The 17,606-nt window shown below is 72.3% G+C and carries 15 protein-coding genes; 10 read left to right on the forward strand and 5 right to left on the reverse strand.

The genetic code is table 11. The features are described 5' to 3' along the window. Positions 1–235: 235 nt before the first annotated feature. Positions 236–1,444, reverse strand: a complete 1,209-nt coding sequence (locus tag ACZ31C_RS18070; RefSeq protein ID WP_465796256.1) for an epoxide hydrolase family protein — start codon at positions 1,442–1,444, stop codon at positions 236–238. A 63-nt stretch (positions 1,445–1,507) separates the two neighbouring features. Here ACZ31C_RS18070 and ACZ31C_RS18075 point away from each other — a divergent pair, with 63 nt between their 5' ends. The 3 genes from ACZ31C_RS18075 to ACZ31C_RS18085 all read left to right on the forward strand — a co-directional run bounded on the left by ACZ31C_RS18075 (position 1,508) and on the right by ACZ31C_RS18085 (position 6,151). Further along, positions 1,508–2,506 (forward strand): helix-turn-helix transcriptional regulator, encoded by a 999-nt coding sequence (locus ACZ31C_RS18075; RefSeq protein WP_465796257.1) that lies wholly within the window; start codon positions 1,508–1,510, stop codon positions 2,504–2,506. 97 nt (positions 2,507–2,603) lie between these two features. Beyond that, complete coding sequence (locus tag ACZ31C_RS18080) at positions 2,604–4,049, forward strand: PepSY-associated TM helix domain-containing protein (RefSeq protein WP_465796258.1); 1,446 nt, start codon at positions 2,604–2,606, stop codon at positions 4,047–4,049. A gap of 239 nt (positions 4,050–4,288) precedes the next feature. Then, positions 4,289–6,151 carry an adenylyl cyclase gene (locus tag ACZ31C_RS18085; RefSeq protein ID WP_465796259.1) on the forward strand — a complete coding sequence of 621 codons (1,863 nt, stop codon included), beginning with the start codon at positions 4,289–4,291 and terminating at the stop codon, positions 6,149–6,151. Positions 6,152–6,205: 54 nt separating this feature from the next. Here the strand turns inward: ACZ31C_RS18085 and ACZ31C_RS18090 are convergent, their stop codons facing one another. The 3 genes from ACZ31C_RS18090 to ACZ31C_RS18100 form a co-directional block, all read right to left on the reverse strand. After that, the gene (locus tag ACZ31C_RS18090; RefSeq protein ID WP_465796260.1) at positions 6,206–6,703 is read right to left on the reverse strand and encodes a GNAT family N-acetyltransferase; all 498 of its coding nucleotides are present in this window, start codon (positions 6,701–6,703) and stop codon (positions 6,206–6,208) included. Positions 6,704–6,837: 134 nt separating this feature from the next. Beyond that, positions 6,838–8,022, reverse strand: coding sequence for a macrolide family glycosyltransferase (locus ACZ31C_RS18095; RefSeq protein WP_465796261.1), 1,185 nt, complete (start codon positions 8,020–8,022; stop codon positions 6,838–6,840). A 17-nt stretch (positions 8,023–8,039) separates the two neighbouring features. Next, complete coding sequence (locus ACZ31C_RS18100) at positions 8,040–9,215, reverse strand: acyl-CoA dehydrogenase family protein (protein WP_465796262.1); 1,176 nt, start codon at positions 9,213–9,215, stop codon at positions 8,040–8,042. A gap of 129 nt (positions 9,216–9,344) precedes the next feature. On the opposite strand from ACZ31C_RS18100, the gene ACZ31C_RS18105 reads away from it, so the two are divergent. Genes ACZ31C_RS18105 through ACZ31C_RS18115 form a run of 3 tightly spaced genes read left to right on the forward strand, consistent with a single transcriptional unit; the run spans position 9,345 to position 12,539 of the window. Beyond that, the gene (locus tag ACZ31C_RS18105; RefSeq protein WP_465796263.1) at positions 9,345–10,010 is read left to right on the forward strand and encodes a TetR/AcrR family transcriptional regulator; all 666 of its coding nucleotides are present in this window, start codon (positions 9,345–9,347) and stop codon (positions 10,008–10,010) included. A gap of 37 nt (positions 10,011–10,047) precedes the next feature. Continuing rightward, entirely contained in the window at positions 10,048–11,466 is a 1,419-nt protein-coding gene (locus tag ACZ31C_RS18110) for an aldehyde dehydrogenase family protein (RefSeq protein ID WP_465796264.1), read from the forward strand. Then, positions 11,463–12,539: a zinc-binding dehydrogenase gene (locus tag ACZ31C_RS18115; RefSeq protein ID WP_465796265.1), complete on the forward strand. Its 1,077-nt coding sequence runs from the start codon at positions 11,463–11,465 to the stop codon at positions 12,537–12,539. Before ACZ31C_RS18110 ends, ACZ31C_RS18115 begins: the two co-directional genes overlap by 4 nt. Positions 12,540–12,622: 83 nt before the next feature. Here ACZ31C_RS18115 and ACZ31C_RS18120 read toward each other — a convergent pair whose 3' ends face one another. After that, positions 12,623–14,209: an alpha/beta hydrolase-fold protein gene (locus tag ACZ31C_RS18120; protein ID WP_465796266.1), complete on the reverse strand. Its 1,587-nt coding sequence runs from the start codon at positions 14,207–14,209 to the stop codon at positions 12,623–12,625. Between the two features lie 357 nt (positions 14,210–14,566). Between ACZ31C_RS18120 and ACZ31C_RS18125 the strand changes: the two genes are divergently transcribed. From ACZ31C_RS18125 to ACZ31C_RS18140, 4 genes are all read left to right on the forward strand, one after another. Further along, positions 14,567–15,313 carry a FadR/GntR family transcriptional regulator gene (locus ACZ31C_RS18125; protein WP_350696820.1) on the forward strand — a complete coding sequence of 249 codons (747 nt, stop codon included), beginning with the start codon at positions 14,567–14,569 and terminating at the stop codon, positions 15,311–15,313. A 73-nt stretch (positions 15,314–15,386) separates the two neighbouring features. Next, the gene (locus tag ACZ31C_RS18130) at positions 15,387–16,430 is read left to right on the forward strand and encodes an aromatic ring-hydroxylating dioxygenase subunit alpha (RefSeq protein WP_465796267.1); all 1,044 of its coding nucleotides are present in this window, start codon (positions 15,387–15,389) and stop codon (positions 16,428–16,430) included. Further along, entirely contained in the window at positions 16,427–16,645 is a 219-nt protein-coding gene (locus ACZ31C_RS18135) for a hypothetical protein (protein WP_465796268.1), read from the forward strand. Before ACZ31C_RS18130 ends, ACZ31C_RS18135 begins: the two co-directional genes overlap by 4 nt. Further along, positions 16,642–17,601, forward strand: coding sequence for a PDR/VanB family oxidoreductase (locus ACZ31C_RS18140; RefSeq protein WP_465796269.1), 960 nt, complete (start codon positions 16,642–16,644; stop codon positions 17,599–17,601). Before ACZ31C_RS18135 ends, ACZ31C_RS18140 begins: the two co-directional genes overlap by 4 nt. Positions 17,602–17,606: the final 5 nt, after the last annotated feature.

Raw genomic sequence — 17,606 nt, forward strand, 5'->3', positions numbered from 1 at the left:
ACCGATCAGACCGACCCCACCCCGATCGCCGCATAACATCAAACCGGATCCCGCGATGGCCGTCTCTTACACCACTCGCGCGGACGCGACCGCCCGTGTCCTGCCGTATGCCAGCCCGCCGCGGTAGCCCCCATCCACACGGATGGGGGCTACCGCCGATCGACTGTTCCGGGCGGGAACGGCCTGGTCGGACCGCAGGCGTGAATCCCGCGATCAGCGCAGCGTGATCCCGCGGTCAGCGCAGCGTGCCGAAGAACGTGCGCAGGTCGGCGACGAAGAGGTCCGGCTGCTCCAGGGCGAAGAAGTGCCCGCCGGTGTCGTACTCGGCCCAGTGCACGACGTGGTGGTCGCGTTCGGCGAGTCGCCGGATGGTGACGTCGCGGGAGCGGGACACCAGCACCCCGGTCGGCACGGTGGACCGCTCCCCCACGCCCCAGTCGCCCGCCGCGTCGTCCCCGGAGGCGTCGTCGCCGTACGCGTCGCCGTACGCGTCGTCGGACCAACCGGCGGCGGTGATGTCCTCGTAGTAGACCTGGGCGGCGGAGCCTGCCGTGCCGGTGAGCCAGTACAGGGTGACGTTGGTCAGCAGCCGGTCCCGATCGATCACGTCGTCGAGGTGACTGTCGGCGGGCCGGTCGGTCAGCCGGTGGAACATCTCCACGATCCAGGCGAGCTGGCCCACCGGCGAGTCGTGCAACCCGTACGCGAGCGTGTGCGGTGACTTCGCCTGGATCTGGAGGTACCCGTCGTTGTAGGCGGTCAGCGCGTCCAGCCTGGCCCGCTCGACGTCGGTGAGGTTGTCGAGTTCGCCCTCGGCCCCGGACGGGAAGGTGAGCAGCGCGTTGAGGTGCACGCCGACCACCCGCTCCGGGGCCAGCCGGCCGATCGCCGGGGCGACGTACGAGCCGGTGTCGCCGCCCTGCACCCCATAGCGGGCGTAGCCGAGCCGGTCCATCAGCTCGACCAGCGCGCCGGCCATCCGCTCGCTGCCCCAGCCCGGCCCGGACAGCGGGGCGGAGAAGCCGAAGCCGGGCAGCGACGGGATCACCAGGTGGAAGGCGTCCGCCGGGTCGCCGCCGTGCGCGCGGGGGTCGGTGAGCGGCCCGACGGTGTCCAGGAACTCCAGGAACGAGCCGGGCCAGCCGTGCAGCAGGAGCAGCGGGGTGGCGTCCGGCTCGGGTGAGCGTACGTGCAGGAAGTGCAGCCGCTGCCCGTCGACCTCGGTGAGGAGGTGCGGGAGCGTGTTCAGTTCCGCCTCGTGGGTGCGCCAGTCGTAGCGGGTACGCCAGTGCTCGGCCAGGTCCCGGAGGTGATCCACCGGTACGCCCCGGGCCCAGCCGACGTCGGGCAGCTCGGGCCAGCGGGTCGCGGCCAACCGGGCGTGCAGGTCGACGAGCTGGGACTGCGGGACGTCCAGGCGGAACGGGACGATGTCATCGGTCATGGGGTCGACGCTAGGAGCCGGTTAGGTCAGTTCCGGTCCTAAGCCGGTGGCATCCTCGATCACATGTCGACGCCCTCCGCACGCCTGCTCCGGTTGCTGTCGCTGCTCCAGACGTACCGCCAGTGGTCCGGCGCGGAGCTGGCGGCGCGGCTCGGGGTGACCGCGCGGACCGTGCGCCGCGACGTCGACCGGCTCCGCGAGCTGGGCTACCCGGTGCACGCCACGCAGGGCACCGGCGGCTACCGGCTCGGTGCCGGGGCGGCGCTGCCGCCGCTGCTGCTCGACGACGACGAGGCGGTGGCCGTGACGATCGGGCTGCGGACCGCCACCGCCAGCGCGGTCAGCGGCATCGGCGAGACCGCGCTGCGCGCCCTGCACAAGGTGGAGCAGGTGCTGCCGTCCCGGTTGCGGCACCGGGTCAGCGGCCTGCACCGCGCCACGGTCCGCGCCGAGGGCCCCGGCCCGACGGTCTCCCCGGACGTGTTGGTGGCCGTCTCCGACGCGTGTCACCGGCGGGAGCGGCTGCGGTTCGACTACACCAGCCATCACGGCGACCGGTCCCGGCGCACCGTCGAGCCGCACTCGCTGGTGAGCTGGGGCCGGTACTGGTACCTCGTCGCCTGGGACGTCGACCGCGAGGACTGGCGCTCGTTCCGGGTCGACCGGCTGCGTCCGCGTACGCCCACCGGGCCCCGGTTCGTCGCCCGCGAGCTGCCCGACGTGGACGCCAGCGCCTACCTGGCGCGGACGCTGTCCACCGGGCCGTACCCGGTCCGGGTCACCGTCACCATGCACGCCCCCGCCGCCGTGGTGGCCGAGCGGGTCTGGCCGGGCATGGGTGCGGTGGAGGCGGTCGACGAGCGCCGCTGCCTGCTGCACCTCGGCGCGGCCACGGCCGCCGATCTGGCCTGGATGATCGCGGTGCTCGGCGTCGACTTCACCCTGCCCGGCCCACCCGAGCTGGTGACAGCCCTGCGCGAACTGGGCGAGCGCTGCCACCGGGGCGTGCCGCGCGACGACCGCGACGACGGCGGGAACCGCGACGGCCCGGCGTCCGACTAGAGGGCTGAGCGGCGGGCAACCGGGCGACGGCAGCAACACCGACCCGAAGGGCACGGGCGCGTCCGCAGCAAGACCTTCTAGTCCGATCGGAAAAGCCATGTCTCTGACCGAAGTCTCCGGTGCCTCCACACCGGACTCCACGCCCGCCGTCGAGCCGTCGCCCGCCCGCCCGCAACGACGTCTCTCACCGCTGGCCGCGCTCCTGGTTCGCCTGCACTTCTACGCGGGGGTGCTGGTCGCGCCGTTCCTGGTCGTCGCCGCCCTGACCGGTCTGGCGTACACCGTCACCCCGCAACTGGACCGGATCCTCTACGGCGAGGAGTTGACCGTCGCCGCGGTCGGCGACCAGCCGAGGCCGCTGGCCGAGCAGATCACCGCCGCGCGGGCCGCCCATCCGGACGGCAGCCTGTTCGGCGTCTCCCCCGGCAGCGGTGAGCACACCACACGGGTGGTGTTCGCGATGCCCGAACTGGGCGACCGGCAGCACACCGTCTACGTCGACCCGTACACCGCGCAGGTGCGGGGGCAGTTGACCACCTGGTTCGGGTCCACGCCGGCCACCACCTGGCTGGACGACCTGCACCGCAACCTGCACCTCGGCGACCTCGGACGGCACTACTCCGAGATCGCCGCGAGCTGGCTCTGGGTGCTGGCGCTGGGCGGGATCGCCCTGTGGTGGCGTCGGCGCGGCGGACGAGGCCGGGCCACGCACATGCTGGTGCCGGAGATCTCCGCCGGCAAGGGCGTCCGGCGTACCCGGAGCTGGCACGCCACCGTCGGAGTCTGGCTCACGGTGGGGCTGCTCGTGCTCTCCGCCACCGGGCTGACCTGGTCCCGGTTCGCCGGCGGGAACTTCGCCGCCGGCCTGGACGCGCTGGACGCCGGCCGTCCCGCGCTGTCGACCAGCCTGACCGGCGTACCGGCCGACGCGGGCGGCGAGCACCACCACGGTGGGGCGCCGACGGAGACGGCCGACCCGGCCGCCTTCGACCGGGTGGCGACCGCCGCCCGCGCCGCCGGTCTGGACGGGCCGATCGCAATAACCCCGGGCGAGCCGGGCAGCGCCTGGACGGTCGCCCAGTCCGACAACACCTGGCCGGTGAACCTGGACCAGGTGGCCGTCGACCCGGCCGGCGGTACGGTGACCGCCCGTCTCGACTTCGCCGACTGGCCGCTGTTGGCGCAGGTGAGCGCGCTCGGCGTACAGGCGCACATGGGTCTGCTCTTCGGTGTGGTCAACCAGGTGCTGCTCGCTGCGCTCGCCGTCGGCCTGCTCTGCGTCATCGTCTGGGGCTACCGGATGTGGTGGCAGCGCCGCCCCACCCGCACCGACCGGCGGGCGTTCGCCGGGGCGCCACCCGCCCGGGGCGGTCTGTGCGGGCTGCCGCTGTGGGTGCTGCTGGTCGGCGTTCCGGTCACCGTCGCGCTGGGCTGGGCGCTGCCGTGGTTCGGCATCCCGCTGCTCGGCTTCCTGGTCGTCGACACGATCCTGGGGCTGGCCGCCCGGCGGCGCGGCCGGACCGCGACACCCGTCACGCGGTGAGCTGTGCCGTCCCGGTCGGGAAATCCGGCCGGGACGGCGCCCGGCGGATCCACGTGGTGGACGCCCACGGAAATCGATGCGTCCCGACCATGGCGCGCGGCGCGGTTACGGGGTAGAAACATCTCGACCCCTGATTCTTCACACCGTGATACAAGTCCGCCCCGTCGAGAGAGCGCTCTCACGGGTTCACCGCGTCGTCGGGCCGGAGATCGCACCGCCCCGACGGGAAGGACGAACGAATGCCGACTCGACCACACCGCCGGCGGCTCGGTCGCGCGCTGGCCTTCGGCCTCGTGTTGACCACCGCCGCCGTCACCATCACCACCCCGGCCGGCGCAGGCCCACCCCGACCGGTCACCCCGAACTTCGGGCCGAACGTCACGATCTTCGACCCGAGCATGCCGGTCAGCCGGATCCAGGCCACCCTCGACGCGGCCCACACCGCCCAGGTCGACAACGAGATGGGCACCACCCGGCACGCGTACCTGTTCCGACCGGGTAGCTACGGCACCGCCGCGCAGCCGCTCCAGATCAAGGTCGGCTACTACACCGAGATCTCCGGGCTGGGCGCCTCCCCCACCGACGTGGTCATCAACGGCAAGATCGAGGCGTACAACCGGTGCCTGACCGAGGGAGGCACCGGCAACTGCATCGCGCTGGTCAACTTCTGGCGCACGCTGTCCAACCTGTCGCTGCGCATCAACGCCGCCGGCCAGGACGACTGCCGCGCCTCGGCCAACTTCTGGGCGGTCTCCCAGGCGGTGTCGATGCGTCGGCTGGACATCAGCGGCGGTGGACTGTCGCTGATGGACTACTGCACCAACGGGCCGCAGTACGCCAGCGGCGGCTTCATCGCCGACTCCCGGCTGCCGGCCACCACCAACGGCTCGCAGCAGCAGTGGCTGACCCGCAACAGCGAGGTCGAGAGCTGGTCCAACGGGGTGTGGAACCAGGTCTTCTCCGGTGTGGTGGGCGCGCCCGACGACGCCGGGTTCCCCGACCCGCCGTACACCACCCTGGACACCACGCCGGTCAGCCGGGAGAAGCCGTACCTGTACGTCGACGCCAAGGGCAAGTACCAGGTCCGGGTGCCCGCCGCCCGCCGCGACACCCGGGGCATCACCTGGGCCAACGGACTGACGCCGGGACACACCATCCCGATCGGTGACTTCTTCGTCGCCACGCCGTCCGACTCGGTGCAGACGATCAACTCGCAGCTCGCCCGGGGCAAGCACCTGCTGCTCACCCCCGGCGTCTACGACGTGGCCCGCAGCATCGAGGTGCGGCGGCCCGACACGGTGGTGCTCGGCATCGGGCACGCCACGCTCACCGCCGTGAAGGGAGCCGTACCGCTCGACGTCGCCGGGGTGCCCGGCGTGGTGGTCGCCGGAGTCACCATCGACGCCGGCCTCACCGAGTCGCCGGTGCTGCTGCGCGTCGGCCGCAAACACGGCCGCGACCACAGCACGCCGAAGAACCCGACCACGCTCTCCGACGTGTACTTCCGCATCGGCGGGCCGCACATCGGCAAGACCGACACCGCGCTGGAGGTCAACAGCGACCACGTCCTGATCGACCACACCTGGGTGTGGCGGGGGGACCACGGTGTGGAGGGCTTCACCGAGGGGGTCAACGGCGACACCGACCGCTGGCGGACCAACACCGGACGGTACGGCGCGGTCATCAACGGCGACCACGTCACCGCCACCGGCCTGTTCGTGGAGCACTTCCAGCGGTACAACACCGTCTGGAACGGCGAGCACGGCACCACGGTCCTTTATCAGAACGAGCTGCCGTACGACCCGCCCACGCAGGCGGACTGGATGAACGGCACGGTCAACGGGTGGGCCGGCTACAAGGTCGCCGACCGGGTACGCCACCACACCCTGTACGGCGGCGGCGTGTACGTGTTCAACCAGAACAACCCGTCGATCCGGACCGAGAACGGGTTCGAGGTGCCGGTGCGGCCGGGGGTCCGGCTGCACCACATCATGACGGTGAACCTGAGCGCCGGCACCATCGACCACGTGGTCAACGGGGTGGGCGAGGCCGCCGACATGGACCGCGTCGGCGCACCGGTCTATCTGCGCCAGTACCCGTAGGAGTGTAAGGAGGGGTCCCCTGCTAACGCCTGGTGCATAGCAGGGGACCCCTCCTTACACCACGACCGGGCTGCGGCGCTCCAGGAGGACGACGTCGCGCCAGCGGCCGTGGTGCCGGCCCACCCGTTCCCGGGTGCCGACGACGCGGAAGCCGGCCCGCCGGTGCAGCGCCAGGCTGGCGACGTTCTCCGGGAAGACGCCGGACTGGATGGTCCAGACACCGGCCGCCTCGGTCGAGGCGATCAGCCCGTCGAGCAGCAGCCGGGCCACGCCACGCCCCTGGGCGGCCGGATCCACGTAGACGGAGTGCTCCACCACCCCGGCGTACACCGCCCGGGTCGAGGTCGGCGACACCGCGATCCAGCCGAGCACCACATCGTCGGCGTCCACCGCGACCAGCCGGTGCGCCGGCAGCCGACCGGCGTCGAAGGCGGCCCAGATCGGCGCGACGGTCTCGAAACTGGCCTGCCCGCCGTCCAACCCGACCTGGTAGATCGCCAACACCCGCGCAGCGTCCCCACTGCCCATCGGTCGAAGCCTGACGTCGGCCATGAGACTCCCACTCCCCCTCGTGAGGCACCTCGCCCCGATCATCGTGGCAGTGTGGCTGTTCGACACGCCGACCCGGGAACAGCCACACCGCCACGATCACCCGCACCGCCACAATGAGACGCACCGCCACGGCGTCAGCGGGAGGCGAAAAAGGTCTCGACCGCGTCGGCGGCGTGCCGCACGCCGCCGTTCGCCTGCACGTCGGACCGGACCATGTCCAGCCGACGCCGCAGCTCCGGGTCGTCGGCGACCGCGTCCACCGCCGTACGCAGCGTCTGCGCGGTGACCTCCTCGGCCGGCAGCAGTCGGCCGACCCCGGCCGCGACCAGCCGGTCGGCGTTGGCGAACTGGTCCACCGCCTGCGGGATCGCCACCGTGGGTACGCCGCACCAGAGCGCCTCGGTGCAGCCGCCCATCCCGGCGTGTGTGACGAACGCCGAGGCGTGCGTCAGCACCGCCACCTGCGGTACCCGACGGTGCACCTCGACGTGGTCCGGCAGGGGCCCCAACGCGGCCGGGTCCACCTTGTCGCCGACCGCGAGCACCACGTGCCAGCGGGAGTCGGCGAACCCGTCCAGACACGCGCGATAGACCGGCATCTGATCGTTGTACGCGGTGCCGAAGGAGACCAGCAGCACCGGCCGCCCGTCGGCCGGTGGCGTCCAGCCCGGTTCGGCGAGCCGGGCGGGGTCGAGGCACGGGCCGACGAAACGTACCCGCTGCCGCGACACCCGATCGGCGTACGGCTGCATCACCTCGGGGATCAGCGCGAGGACGTGCGACGGGCGACTCAGGTACGCGTGCCCGTCCTGCTGGACGCTGTTGTCGGCGAGCCACCGCTCCAGCGTGGCGTAGTAGTCGCGCCCGGACTCCGAGGCACGCAGGGCGGTGTAGAAGTCCGCCATGTCCTCGTCGTAGCCGTCCCAGGCGACCATCGCGGGCGACAGTTGCACGGCCGGTACGCCGTACCGGGCGCCGAGCAGCGGCCCCGCCAGCCCGCCGATGTCGTACAGCACGAGGTCCGGTCGGTCATCGTCGTAGCGGGCGGTCAGCCGGGGCAGCACCGCCACGGCCTCGTCGAGGAAGACCCGCATCGCCCTACCCGGGTCCTCCGGCCAGGCGGTGTCGCCCTGCGGCAGGATCGTCGGATGGGCGAGCGGCTCCGCCCCGGACGACGCGACCAGGTCGGTCAGCGGTGCGCCGACGGCGTACGTGACCCGGTGGCCCCGGTCGACGAGTTCCCGGATCAGGGCCAGCGAGGGATAGACGTGACTCGGCGCGGTGCTGCCGATCATGGCGATGTGACGGGGTGCGGGCATGCCGACGATTCTGACGACTATCCGGCCAGATGCCCGCCGATTTTCGTGTAGCCGCGCAGCAGGTCGCGGGCGATGATCAGGCGCTGCATCTCGTCGGTGCCCTCGAAGATCCGGTACAGCCGCACCTGCCGGTACCAGCGTTCGATCGGCAGTTCCCGGGTGTAGCCCATGCCGCCGTGGATCTGGAGCACCCGGTCCACCACCCGGTTGACCATGCCCGCGCCGTAGAGCTTCGCCATGGAGGAGGCGTGCCGTGGGTCCAGACCCGCGTCGACCGTCCAGGCGGCACGAAGGATCAGCCACCGGGCCGCCTCCAGCTCGGTCTCCGAGTCGGCGATCATCCACTGGATGGCCTGGTTGGCGCCGATCTTCGTGCCGAAGGTCTCCCGCGTGTTGGCGTGCTCGATCGCCATCCGCAGCGCCCGCTCGGCGATGCCGACGGCGTGCGAGGGGATGGTGTAGCGCCCCTTGCCGATCCACTCCATGCCGAGAGCGAAGCCCTGGCCGATCTCGCCGAGGATGTTGCGGTGCGGCACGCGTACGTCGTCGAAGACGAGCGACGCCGGTCCACCCTCGCCCATCGTCGGGATGAACTCCGACCGCCAGCCCATCGCCCGGTCCACCAAAAACGCGGTCGCTCCGCCGTTGCGGGCGCCCCGCTCGGGGTCGGTGACCGCGATGACGATGGCGAAGTCGGCGTCGTTGCCGCCGGTGATGAAGGTCTTCTCGCCGTTGAGGATCCAGTCGTCACCGTCGCGGCGGGCGCGGAACCGGATGTTGGCCGCGTCCGAGCCGGCGCCTGGCTCGGTGATGGCGAAGCAGGAGAGCCGCTCCCCCTCGATGGTCGGCAGCAGGAACTCCTTCTGCTGCTCGTCGGTGGCGTGGAAGAGGATGTTGTCGGCCTCGCCGCCGAACCGGAACGGCACGAACGTACGGCCGATCTCGGTCCAGATCAGCGACTGGACGACGGCGGGCAGCTCCATGCCGCCGTACCGCTGCGGGGTGGCCAGGCCCCAGAAGCCGAAGGTACGCGCCTTGAGCTGCAACTCGCGCAGCTCGGCGCGTTCCAGGCCGGGCTGGTGGGCCCGTTCCCGGCGCAGCAGCTCCTGCTCCAGCGGCATGACCTCGCGGGTGATGAAGTCGCGGGCGGTGTCGCGGATGGCCCGTTCCTCGTCGGACAGTCCGAAGTCCATGTGCTCACCCGTCCTTTCGGTTGGGCTGGTGACGTCTCTGCGTTTAAACTAGCGCTGCAAGTTTTCGGCTGTCCAGACCTGCGGTGTGGCAGAGTTCCGCCACAGAGCACCGACCCGAGGAGGAAGCCCATGCCCCGGCCACGACAGGCGCTGCTCAGCCGAGAGCGGATCGTCGAGGCCGCGGTGGCGCTGATCGACGCCGACGGGCTGGCCGGCTTCTCCACCCGTCGCCTCGCCGCCGACCTCGGCGTCCGGGGACCCTCGCTCTACAACCACTTCGCCACCAAGGACGCGATCCTCGACGCGGTGGCCGACAGCATCACCGGTCAGGTGGACGTCTCGTACTTCGGCACGGTCGACTGGCGGGTGGCGCTACGCCGGTGGGGCCACACCTACCGCGCGGCCCTGGCCGCCCACCCGAACATCGTGCCGCACCTGGCACAGGGACCCGGACGCCGACCGGCGGCGCTGGCGATGGCCGACACCGTCTACGGCGCACTCGTCACGGCGGGCTGGCCACCGGCCCGGGCAACCCACATCGGCGCGCTGATGCGGTATTTCGTGACCGGCTCGGCACTCGGCTCGTTCGCCCGGGGCTTCGTCGAGGACCCGAGCCTCTACGCCGACCAGTACCCGCACCTGAGCCAGGCGTACCGGCTCGCCGAGCACCAGCAACAGGTCGACGAGGGCGCCTTCACGCTGGGCCTGGACGCCCTGATCGAGGGGTTGTCCCGCAGCTACGAACGCACGGTGGGCCCGCTGTCACCCCTCCCGCCGACCGACGAGGCGTACTAGGGTCGAAACTTCCACTGCTAGGCGAGGTGAGGGCCGCATGGATCTCGCACGGACCGACTTCTACCTGGACGGGCGCTGGGTCACGCCGGGCGGCGGAGAGTCGCTGGAGGTGCACGACCCGACGACCGAGGAGGTTGTCGCGACCGTACCGGCCGGCACCGCCGAGGACGTGGACCGGGCGGTGGCCGCCGCCCGCGCGGCGTTCGGGAGCTGGTCGGCGACCGACCCGGCGGACCGGGCCGCCCACCTCGACCGGCTGCACGCCGAGCTGACCGCCCGCGCATACGACATCGCCCGCACCGTGGTGCGGGAACTCGGCACCCCGCTCAAGGTCGCCACCCGGGTACAGACCGGCCTGCCGCTGACCGTGCTGCGCAGCTACGTCGACCTGGCCGCCCGGCCGCCCGCGCCGGAGACCGTCGGCAACACGCTCGTGGTGCGGGAGCCGGTGGGCGTGGTCGGCGCGATCACCCCGTGGAACTACCCGCTGCACCAGGTCGTGGCCAAACTCGCGCCGGCTCTGGCCGCCGGGTGCACGGTGGTGCTCAAGCCGAGCGAGCTGACGCCGCTGACGGCGTACCTCCTCTTCGACGCCGTGCACGCCGCAGGCCTGCCGCCGGGCGTGGTCAACCTGGTCACCGGCACCGGTCCGGTGGTGGGCGAGGCCATCGCCGCACACCCCGACGTGGACCTGGTCTCCTTCACCGGCTCGACCGCCACCGGTCGGCGCGTCGCGCACCTGGCCGCCGACCGGATCGCCCGGGTCGCGCTGGAGCTCGGCGGCAAGTCCGCCAACGTGATCCTCGACGACGCCGACCTGGCCACCGCCGTCAAGGTCGGTGTCGGCAACGCCTTCCTCAACTCGGGGCAGACCTGCACCGCGTGGACCCGGATGCTGGTGCAGCGGACCCGCTACGACGAGGCCCTCGACCTGGTGGCCAAGGCCACCGAGGGTTACCAGCTCGGCGACCCCCTCGAACCGGCCACCCGGCTCGGTCCGCTGGTCTCGGCGCAGCAGCGGGACCGGGTCCGCGAGCACGTCGTCCGGGGGCTGGCCGACGGTGGCCGGCTGGTCGCCGGTGGGCCGGACGCCCCGGTGCCGGACCGGGGCTTCTTCGTCGCCCCGACGGTGATCGCCGACGTCGACCCGGACAGTGCTCTCGCTCAGGAGGAGGTCTTCGGGCCGGTGCTGGCGGTCATCCCGGTCGACGACGACGACCACGCGGTGACCGTGGCCAACAACTCCCGGTACGGACTGGCGGGCGCGGTCTGGTCCGCCGACGAGGAACGGGCGCTGCGGGTGGCCCGGCGGCTGCGGACCGGTGCCGTCGACATCAACGGGGCGCCGTTCAACCCGATGGCCCCGTTCGGCGGCTACAAGCAGTCCGGTCTCGGGCGCGAGCTGGGCAGCCACGGGCTGGCGGAGTTCTGCGAGATCAAGGCGATCCAACGGTGAGGGGCGTGGTGGCCCGGGCCGCCGACGCGCCGCTGCGGGTGGAGCCGGTCGAGCTGCCCGAGACCGGCCCCGGGCAGGTACGGGTCGGCATCCGGGCCTCCGGCGTGTGCCACTCCGACCTGTCCATGGCGAACGGCACCCTGGCCGCGCCGTACCCGCTGCTGCTCGGACACGAGGCGGCCGGCGTGGTGGAGGAGGTCGGCGACGGCGTGGACCGGGTCTCCCCCGGCGACCACGTGGTGCTCAACTGGGCACCGGCGTGCCGGTCCTGTTGGTTCTGCCGACGCGACGAGCCCTGGCTGTGCCGGCGCAACGGGGCACCCGCCGTGGCCCGGGGACACACCGAGGACGGTCGGCCGCTGCACGTGACGCTCGGTCTGGGCGCGCTCGCCGAGCAGGTGCTGGTGCCGCAGGAGGCCGCCGTGGTGGTGCCGCCCGAGCTGCCGTTCCCGGCCGCCGCGCTGCTCGGCTGTGCGGTGCTCACCGGGGTCGGCGCGGTGCGGCGTACCGTGCGGGTGGCCGCCGGCGACTCGGTGGCGGTGATCGGTCTCGGCGGGGTCGGGCTGTCGGCGGTGGCCGCCGCCCGCGCGGCCGGTGCCGGTGTGGTGATCGGCGTGGACGTCGCCCCCACCAAGGCCGAGTTGGCCGCCGCCGCGGGCGCCACCGACTTCCTGCTCGCGGACGACTCGTTGGTCCGCGCGGTCCGGGGGCTGACCGGCGGTCGGGGCGTCGACCACGCGGTGGAGTGCGTGGGGCGGTCCGCCACCATCCGCAGCGCCTGGCAGAGCACCCGCCGGGGCGGCCAGGTCGTCGTGGTGGGGATGGGCGGCAAGGAGGACATCGTCGGCCTGAGCGCGTTGGACATCTTCCACTCCGCGCGGACGCTGCGCTCCTCCGTCTACGGATCCTCCGACCCCGACCGGGACGTGCCGGAGCTGGCGCGGGCGGTGCTCGACGGCACGCTCGACCTGAGCTACCTGGTCACCGACCGGGCCACTCTCGACGAGGTGCCGGCGGCGTTCGCCCGGATGGCCCGGGGCGAGGGCGCCCGGACGGTCGTCCAGTTCGACTGAGCGCCTCCGGGCCGGTGGACGACGACGGTCCGTGATGGCATCCCTCGGAGGAATGCCACCACGGACCGGTCGGGTGCGTCAGGTCAGCCGGCCTGCGCCGGGCTGCTCTCGGCGGTGTTGTAGAGGCTGTCGCCCTGGTAGCGGGCGGTCACCGGCTCGGTCAGCGGGCCGCTGACGTTGCCCTTGAACTCGGCGACACCGTTGCGCACGGTCGCCGAACCGAGGCGCTTGTCGCCCGCGTAGAAGTCGACCTTGCCGGAGGGCTTGCGGTCACTGGTGGTCACCGAAACGACCTCGGCGGTCGCGATGATGCGGTACCGGTGCGAGTTGCCGGCCCGGATCGACTCGACGTCCAGGTCGACGGTGGTGCTCCGGAACGCGACGGTCCGCAGGTAGTCGTTGAGCATCTGCCGCCACACGTCCCAGACGTGCACACCGTCGATGTTGAACTCGGTCACCTCGACGCCGGCCGCACGCCAGTTCTCGGTGCGGGCGACCGAGTCGGGCGCAATGTTGATCAGCCAGTCCTGGAGACCGGTGCCGACGTGGATGCCGCCGGACACGGCCTTCATCCGCGCCACCTGCTCCGCCGAGGGGTTCACCGCACCGCCGGCCGCGCCCCACGCACCGTGGTAGCCGACCAGGTCGGTGTTGTCGTACAGCAGCGTGATGGCGCGGGCGCCACCGGCGGAAAGACCACCGAAGGCGCGGTCCTCGGCGCGGGTGGAGACGTGGTAGTTCTTCTCCACGAACGGGATGACGTTGTTCCGCAGCTCGTCGACGTAGCCCTGGTTGCCGTCGGGCAGGCCGTTGAAGTCGGTCGAGACGATCACCATCGGCAGCGCCTTGCGGTCCCGGATCGCGTTCTCCAGGATCTCGTGGGCCACGCCCTCCATGGTCCAGTCGGTGGCGTTGCCGCCGCCGCCGTGGCTCAGGTAGAGCGTCGGGTACGCGGTGGCGCGCTTGGCGTCGTAGCCGTGCGGCAGGTAGACCACCACGTCGTGCTTGCCCACCGGGTTGGTGGACAGCGGCGAGTCGTACCAGCGCTGCTCCAGCTTGCCGGCCTTGTTCGCGGCGACCGGCGCCTGGTAGCTGTTGTCGTAGGTGGGGAAGCGCTTGCTGTTCGGCACGTAGACCCGGCTGAGCAGCGCACCCGGCGCGGTCGCGTGCGGCGTGACCTCCAGCGGGTTGGCCGGGTCCGGGTGCAGCGTGCAGCCGCTGGCCGTCGGGCTGTCGCAGTCGTGGGTGAACGCGTACCGGAAGGTGCCGGAGGGCAGCGGCGTGGTGAAGGTCCACACCCCGTCGCGTCCCTGCTGCATCGGCAGCGGACGCCACGGGTCGGCGAGGATGTCGCCGGGCTGCCACTGCGCGCCGGTGCGGGCGTCACCGCAGCCCACGCAGGTCACGCTCGCGGGCTGGGAGAACCACCACTCGCCGTAGATCTGGACCGACTGCACCCCGGCGGGCGCCTCGTAGCGGAAGGTGACCGAGTGGCCGGTGGGGGCCTGGTTGGTCTGCACGACCTTCGGTCCGAGGTCGGCGGCGGGGGCCGCGGACGCCGCGGGAGCCGCGAGGGCTCCGGAGGCGACCGTCAGCCCGGCGACGGCCGAGACGGCCAGCGCGCGGCGCAGCCGGCGGGTCGGCGCGGCTTGAGGATGAGCAACGGGCATGTGTGCGTTTCCCTTCATCGGCTGGTCGCCCGGTTGTTCCCGGGGATGTCGCACGGGCGACCAGTGGTGGGTGCTGACGAGTCCGTCGCTCCCCTGGTGTGTGACCGGTCCGTGACGGTCCGATGAGGACCGGCACGGGCCGGACGGCGCGCCAGGGCGCTTCGATCCCGGTGCGGTGCGGGGTCGCACCGGGCCCGTCGTGCGGCTCCACCTGCTGATTAACGTGATCGTCACACAAAGGTGATATCTTTGTAAACACACTGGTGACACCTTTTGCCGCCGATCCGCACCGCGCCGACCTGGCCGCCGGTACGCGGCGCGCTAGTCTCTCCGCAGGCGAGTGATCGGGGATCCTTGATGGGCGAGGCGACACGCGACGCGGCGCGGGCCGCAGCGCCGGTGCTGCACGACGCCGTGCTCGACGCTCTCGGGTTGGAGATCACCAGCGGTCGGCACGTCGCCGGACAGGCGCTCACCCTGGAGCAGTTGCAGCAACGCTTCGGCGTCTCGCGGACCGTGATGCGGGAGGCGATGCGGATCCTGGAGTCGTTGCACCTGGTGGCCTCCCGTCGCCGGGTCGGCCTGGTGGTCCAGCCGATGCACCGGTGGCGGGTGCTCGACCCGCGCGTGATCCGCTGGCGGCTCGAAGGGCCTGGCCGCGCCGCGCAGTTGCGGACGCTCACCGACCTGCGGGTGGCGGTCGAACCACTCGCCGCCGCCGGGGCAGCCCGGCACGCCACCGCCGAGGAGCGACAGCGACTGCGCGCGTTGGCCGCCCGGATGCGGCAACTCGGTGAGGCCGGTGAACTCGACGCGTTCCTCGCCGCCGACGTCGAGTTCCACGCGCTGCTGCTCCAGGCCTGCCTCAACGAGATGTTCACCGCGCTGACCGGGGTGATCGCCGAGGTGCTCGCCGGCCGGACTGAACACGGGCTGATGCCCAAGTGCCCCCGACCGGTCGCCCTGGACCTGCACGAGCAGGTCGCCAACACGGTCGCGGCCGAGGACGCCCGGGGCGCCGAAACCGCCATGCGGGAACTCGTCGAGGAGGTACGCGACGCGATCGGCACCGCCGACGCGACCGCCCCGACTTTCACTGAGTGAGAAGGCGACTCCCGACCGACCGGCCGCGCCCGGGACCATCCGACTGACCGTCGTACGTCGACAGGAGGTCCGGATGCCGTTCGCACGTGACCAGTGGTACGTGGCCGCGTTCAGCACCGAGGTCGGGCGGGACCTGCTCGCCCGTACCGTGCTGGGCGAACCGCTCGTGTTGTACCGCACCGAGTCCGGCACGGCGGTGGCGCTCGCCGACCGGTGTGTGCACCGGCGCTACCCGCTGTCGGAGAGCCGCCTCGACGGGGACACCGTGGTCTGCGGCTACCACGGCTTCACCTACGACCCGAGCGGCGCCTGCGTCTTTGTACCCGGGCAGCAGCGCATCCCCCGGACCGCGCGGGTGGCCGCGTACCCGGTGGTGGAGCAGGACACCCTGGTCTGGGTCTGGATCGGCGACCGGGACCGGGCCGACGCGTCCACCATCCCCCGCGCGCCCTGGCTCGGCGACCCGCGCTACACGACGGTACGCGGCATGGCGCCGCTGGACGCCCGGTACGGCCTGCTGGTGGACAACCTGATGGACCTGTCCCACGAGACCTACCTGCACGGTGGCTACATCGGCACACCCGAGGTGGCGGACACCCCGATCACGACCGAGGTGGACGAGGATCGCGGCGTCGTCTACGTCAGCCGGCACATGGACGACGCGGCGTGCCCGCCCTTCTACGCCCGCTCGACCGGCATCCAGGGCCGGATCACCCGCTGGCAGGACATCGAGTACCACCCGCCCTGCCTGTACCTGCTGCACAGCCGGATCGCCCCACAGGGCGTCTTCCCACCGGCCCAGGGCGACGACGACCAGGCGTTCCACGCCGAGATCGTGTACGCCATCACCCCGTCGACCGAGCACACCACGTACGACTTCTGGGCGGTCGCCCGGGACTTCGCCGTGGACGACGAGTCGGTCAGCGAGTACCTGTACCAGAGCAACCACACCGTGGTCATGCAGGACGTCACCGCCCTGAACATCCTGGAGCGGGTGATCGCCGGCGAGCCGGAGCGGTACCAGGAACTGAGCATCAACATCGACACCGGCGGGCTGGCCGCCCGACGGCTGCTCGCCCGGATGGTCGAGTCGTCCACGGTGGAGGCGCCCCGGTGACCGCGCCGGTCGGCGGGCTCACCGGCGAGCGGGTCTACCGGATCCACTGGCTGCCGGGCACCGACACGCTGCGCGGCACCTGCCACTGCGGCGCCGAACGGATCGCCGAGGAGCCGATGCAGTTGTGGGAGTGGCTGCTCGCCCATCCCCGGGACCATCGGCCGCCGACGGCGACCGCCCCGTCCCCGCCGCAGCGCGCGGTGGTGCCGGCATGACGCCGACGACGCTGGTGGTCGCCCGCCGCGAGGCGGTGGCCACCGGCGTGGTGGTGCTGACCCTGTGCCGCCCGGACGGTGGCGAGGTGCCGGGCTGGACCCCGGGCGCGCACGTCGACCTGGACCTGGGGCCGGGACTGGTACGCCAGTACTCGCTCTGCGGCGACCCGGCCGACCGCACCGCGCTGCAGGTGGCGGTGCACCTGGCGTCGGACGGGCGCGGCGGTTCCCGGCACGTGCACGAACGCCTGCTGCCCGGCGCGACGGTCCGGGTGGTCGGGCCGCGCAATGCCTTCCGGCTGGTCGAGGCCGACCGCTACCTCTTCCTCGCCGGGGGCATCGGCATCACCCCGATCCGGCCGATGGTCGCCGCCGCCGACGCCGCCGGTGCCGACTGGCGACTGGTGTACGGCGGACGCAGCCGCAGCACCATGGCCTTCGCCACCGACCTACGGCAGACGTACGGCGACCGGGTGCGGCTTCATCCGCAGGACGAGACGGGCCTGCTCGACCTCGACGCGCTGATCGGCGACGCGGACGACGCGGTCGTCTACTGCTGCGGGCCGGAGGGGCTGATCGACGCGGTGCAGCAGCGCTGCCGAGCGTGGCCGCCCGGCCGGCTGCACGTCGAGCGGTTCGCCCCGACGGTGCAGGCCGGTGGTACGGGCGCACGGGCCGGTACGGGCGACCACGCCGTGGAGGTCGACCTCGCGCTCTCCGGCCGGACCGTGCACGTGCCGCCGGACACCTCGATCCTGGCCGCCCTGGAGCAGGCTGGTACGCAGGTGCTCTCCTCCTGCCGCGAGGGCACCTGCGGCACCTGCGAGACGACCGTGCTCGACGGTGTGCCGGAGCACCGCGACAGCCTGCTCACCGAGGAGGAACGGGCCGCCGGGGACACCATGCTGATCTGCGTGTCCCGGGCGCGTACCCGGCGGCTCGTGCTGGAGCTGTGACCGGT

This window comes from Micromonospora sp. NPDC023869, assembly GCF_055559695.1.

What these genes read in the sequence shown, in the direction of transcription:
- ACZ31C_RS18125 (WP_350696820.1), top strand. Translation starts at nt 14,567, where the DNA reads ATGGGCGAGGCGACACGCGACGCGGCGCGGGCCGCAGCGCCGGTGCTG.
- ACZ31C_RS18090 (WP_465796260.1), bottom strand. Translation starts at nt 6,703, where the DNA reads ATGGCCGACGTCAGGCTTCGACCGATGGGCAGTGGGGACGCTGCGCGG.
- ACZ31C_RS18075 (WP_465796257.1), top strand. Translation starts at nt 1,508, where the DNA reads ATGTCGACGCCCTCCGCACGCCTGCTCCGGTTGCTGTCGCTGCTCCAG.
- ACZ31C_RS18080 (WP_465796258.1), top strand. Translation starts at nt 2,604, where the DNA reads ATGTCTCTGACCGAAGTCTCCGGTGCCTCCACACCGGACTCCACGCCC.
- ACZ31C_RS18110 (WP_465796264.1), top strand. Translation starts at nt 10,048, where the DNA reads ATGGATCTCGCACGGACCGACTTCTACCTGGACGGGCGCTGGGTCACG.
- ACZ31C_RS18100 (WP_465796262.1), bottom strand. Translation starts at nt 9,215, where the DNA reads ATGGACTTCGGACTGTCCGACGAGGAACGGGCCATCCGCGACACCGCC.
- ACZ31C_RS18140 (WP_465796269.1), top strand. Translation starts at nt 16,642, where the DNA reads ATGACGCCGACGACGCTGGTGGTCGCCCGCCGCGAGGCGGTGGCCACC.
- ACZ31C_RS18070 (WP_465796256.1), bottom strand. Translation starts at nt 1,444, where the DNA reads ATGACCGATGACATCGTCCCGTTCCGCCTGGACGTCCCGCAGTCCCAG.
- ACZ31C_RS18095 (WP_465796261.1), bottom strand. Translation starts at nt 8,022, where the DNA reads ATGCCCGCACCCCGTCACATCGCCATGATCGGCAGCACCGCGCCGAGT.
- ACZ31C_RS18105 (WP_465796263.1), top strand. Translation starts at nt 9,345, where the DNA reads ATGCCCCGGCCACGACAGGCGCTGCTCAGCCGAGAGCGGATCGTCGAG.
- ACZ31C_RS18120 (WP_465796266.1), bottom strand. Translation starts at nt 14,209, where the DNA reads ATGCCCGTTGCTCATCCTCAAGCCGCGCCGACCCGCCGGCTGCGCCGC.
- ACZ31C_RS18130 (WP_465796267.1), top strand. Translation starts at nt 15,387, where the DNA reads ATGCCGTTCGCACGTGACCAGTGGTACGTGGCCGCGTTCAGCACCGAG.
- ACZ31C_RS18085 (WP_465796259.1), top strand. Translation starts at nt 4,289, where the DNA reads ATGCCGACTCGACCACACCGCCGGCGGCTCGGTCGCGCGCTGGCCTTC.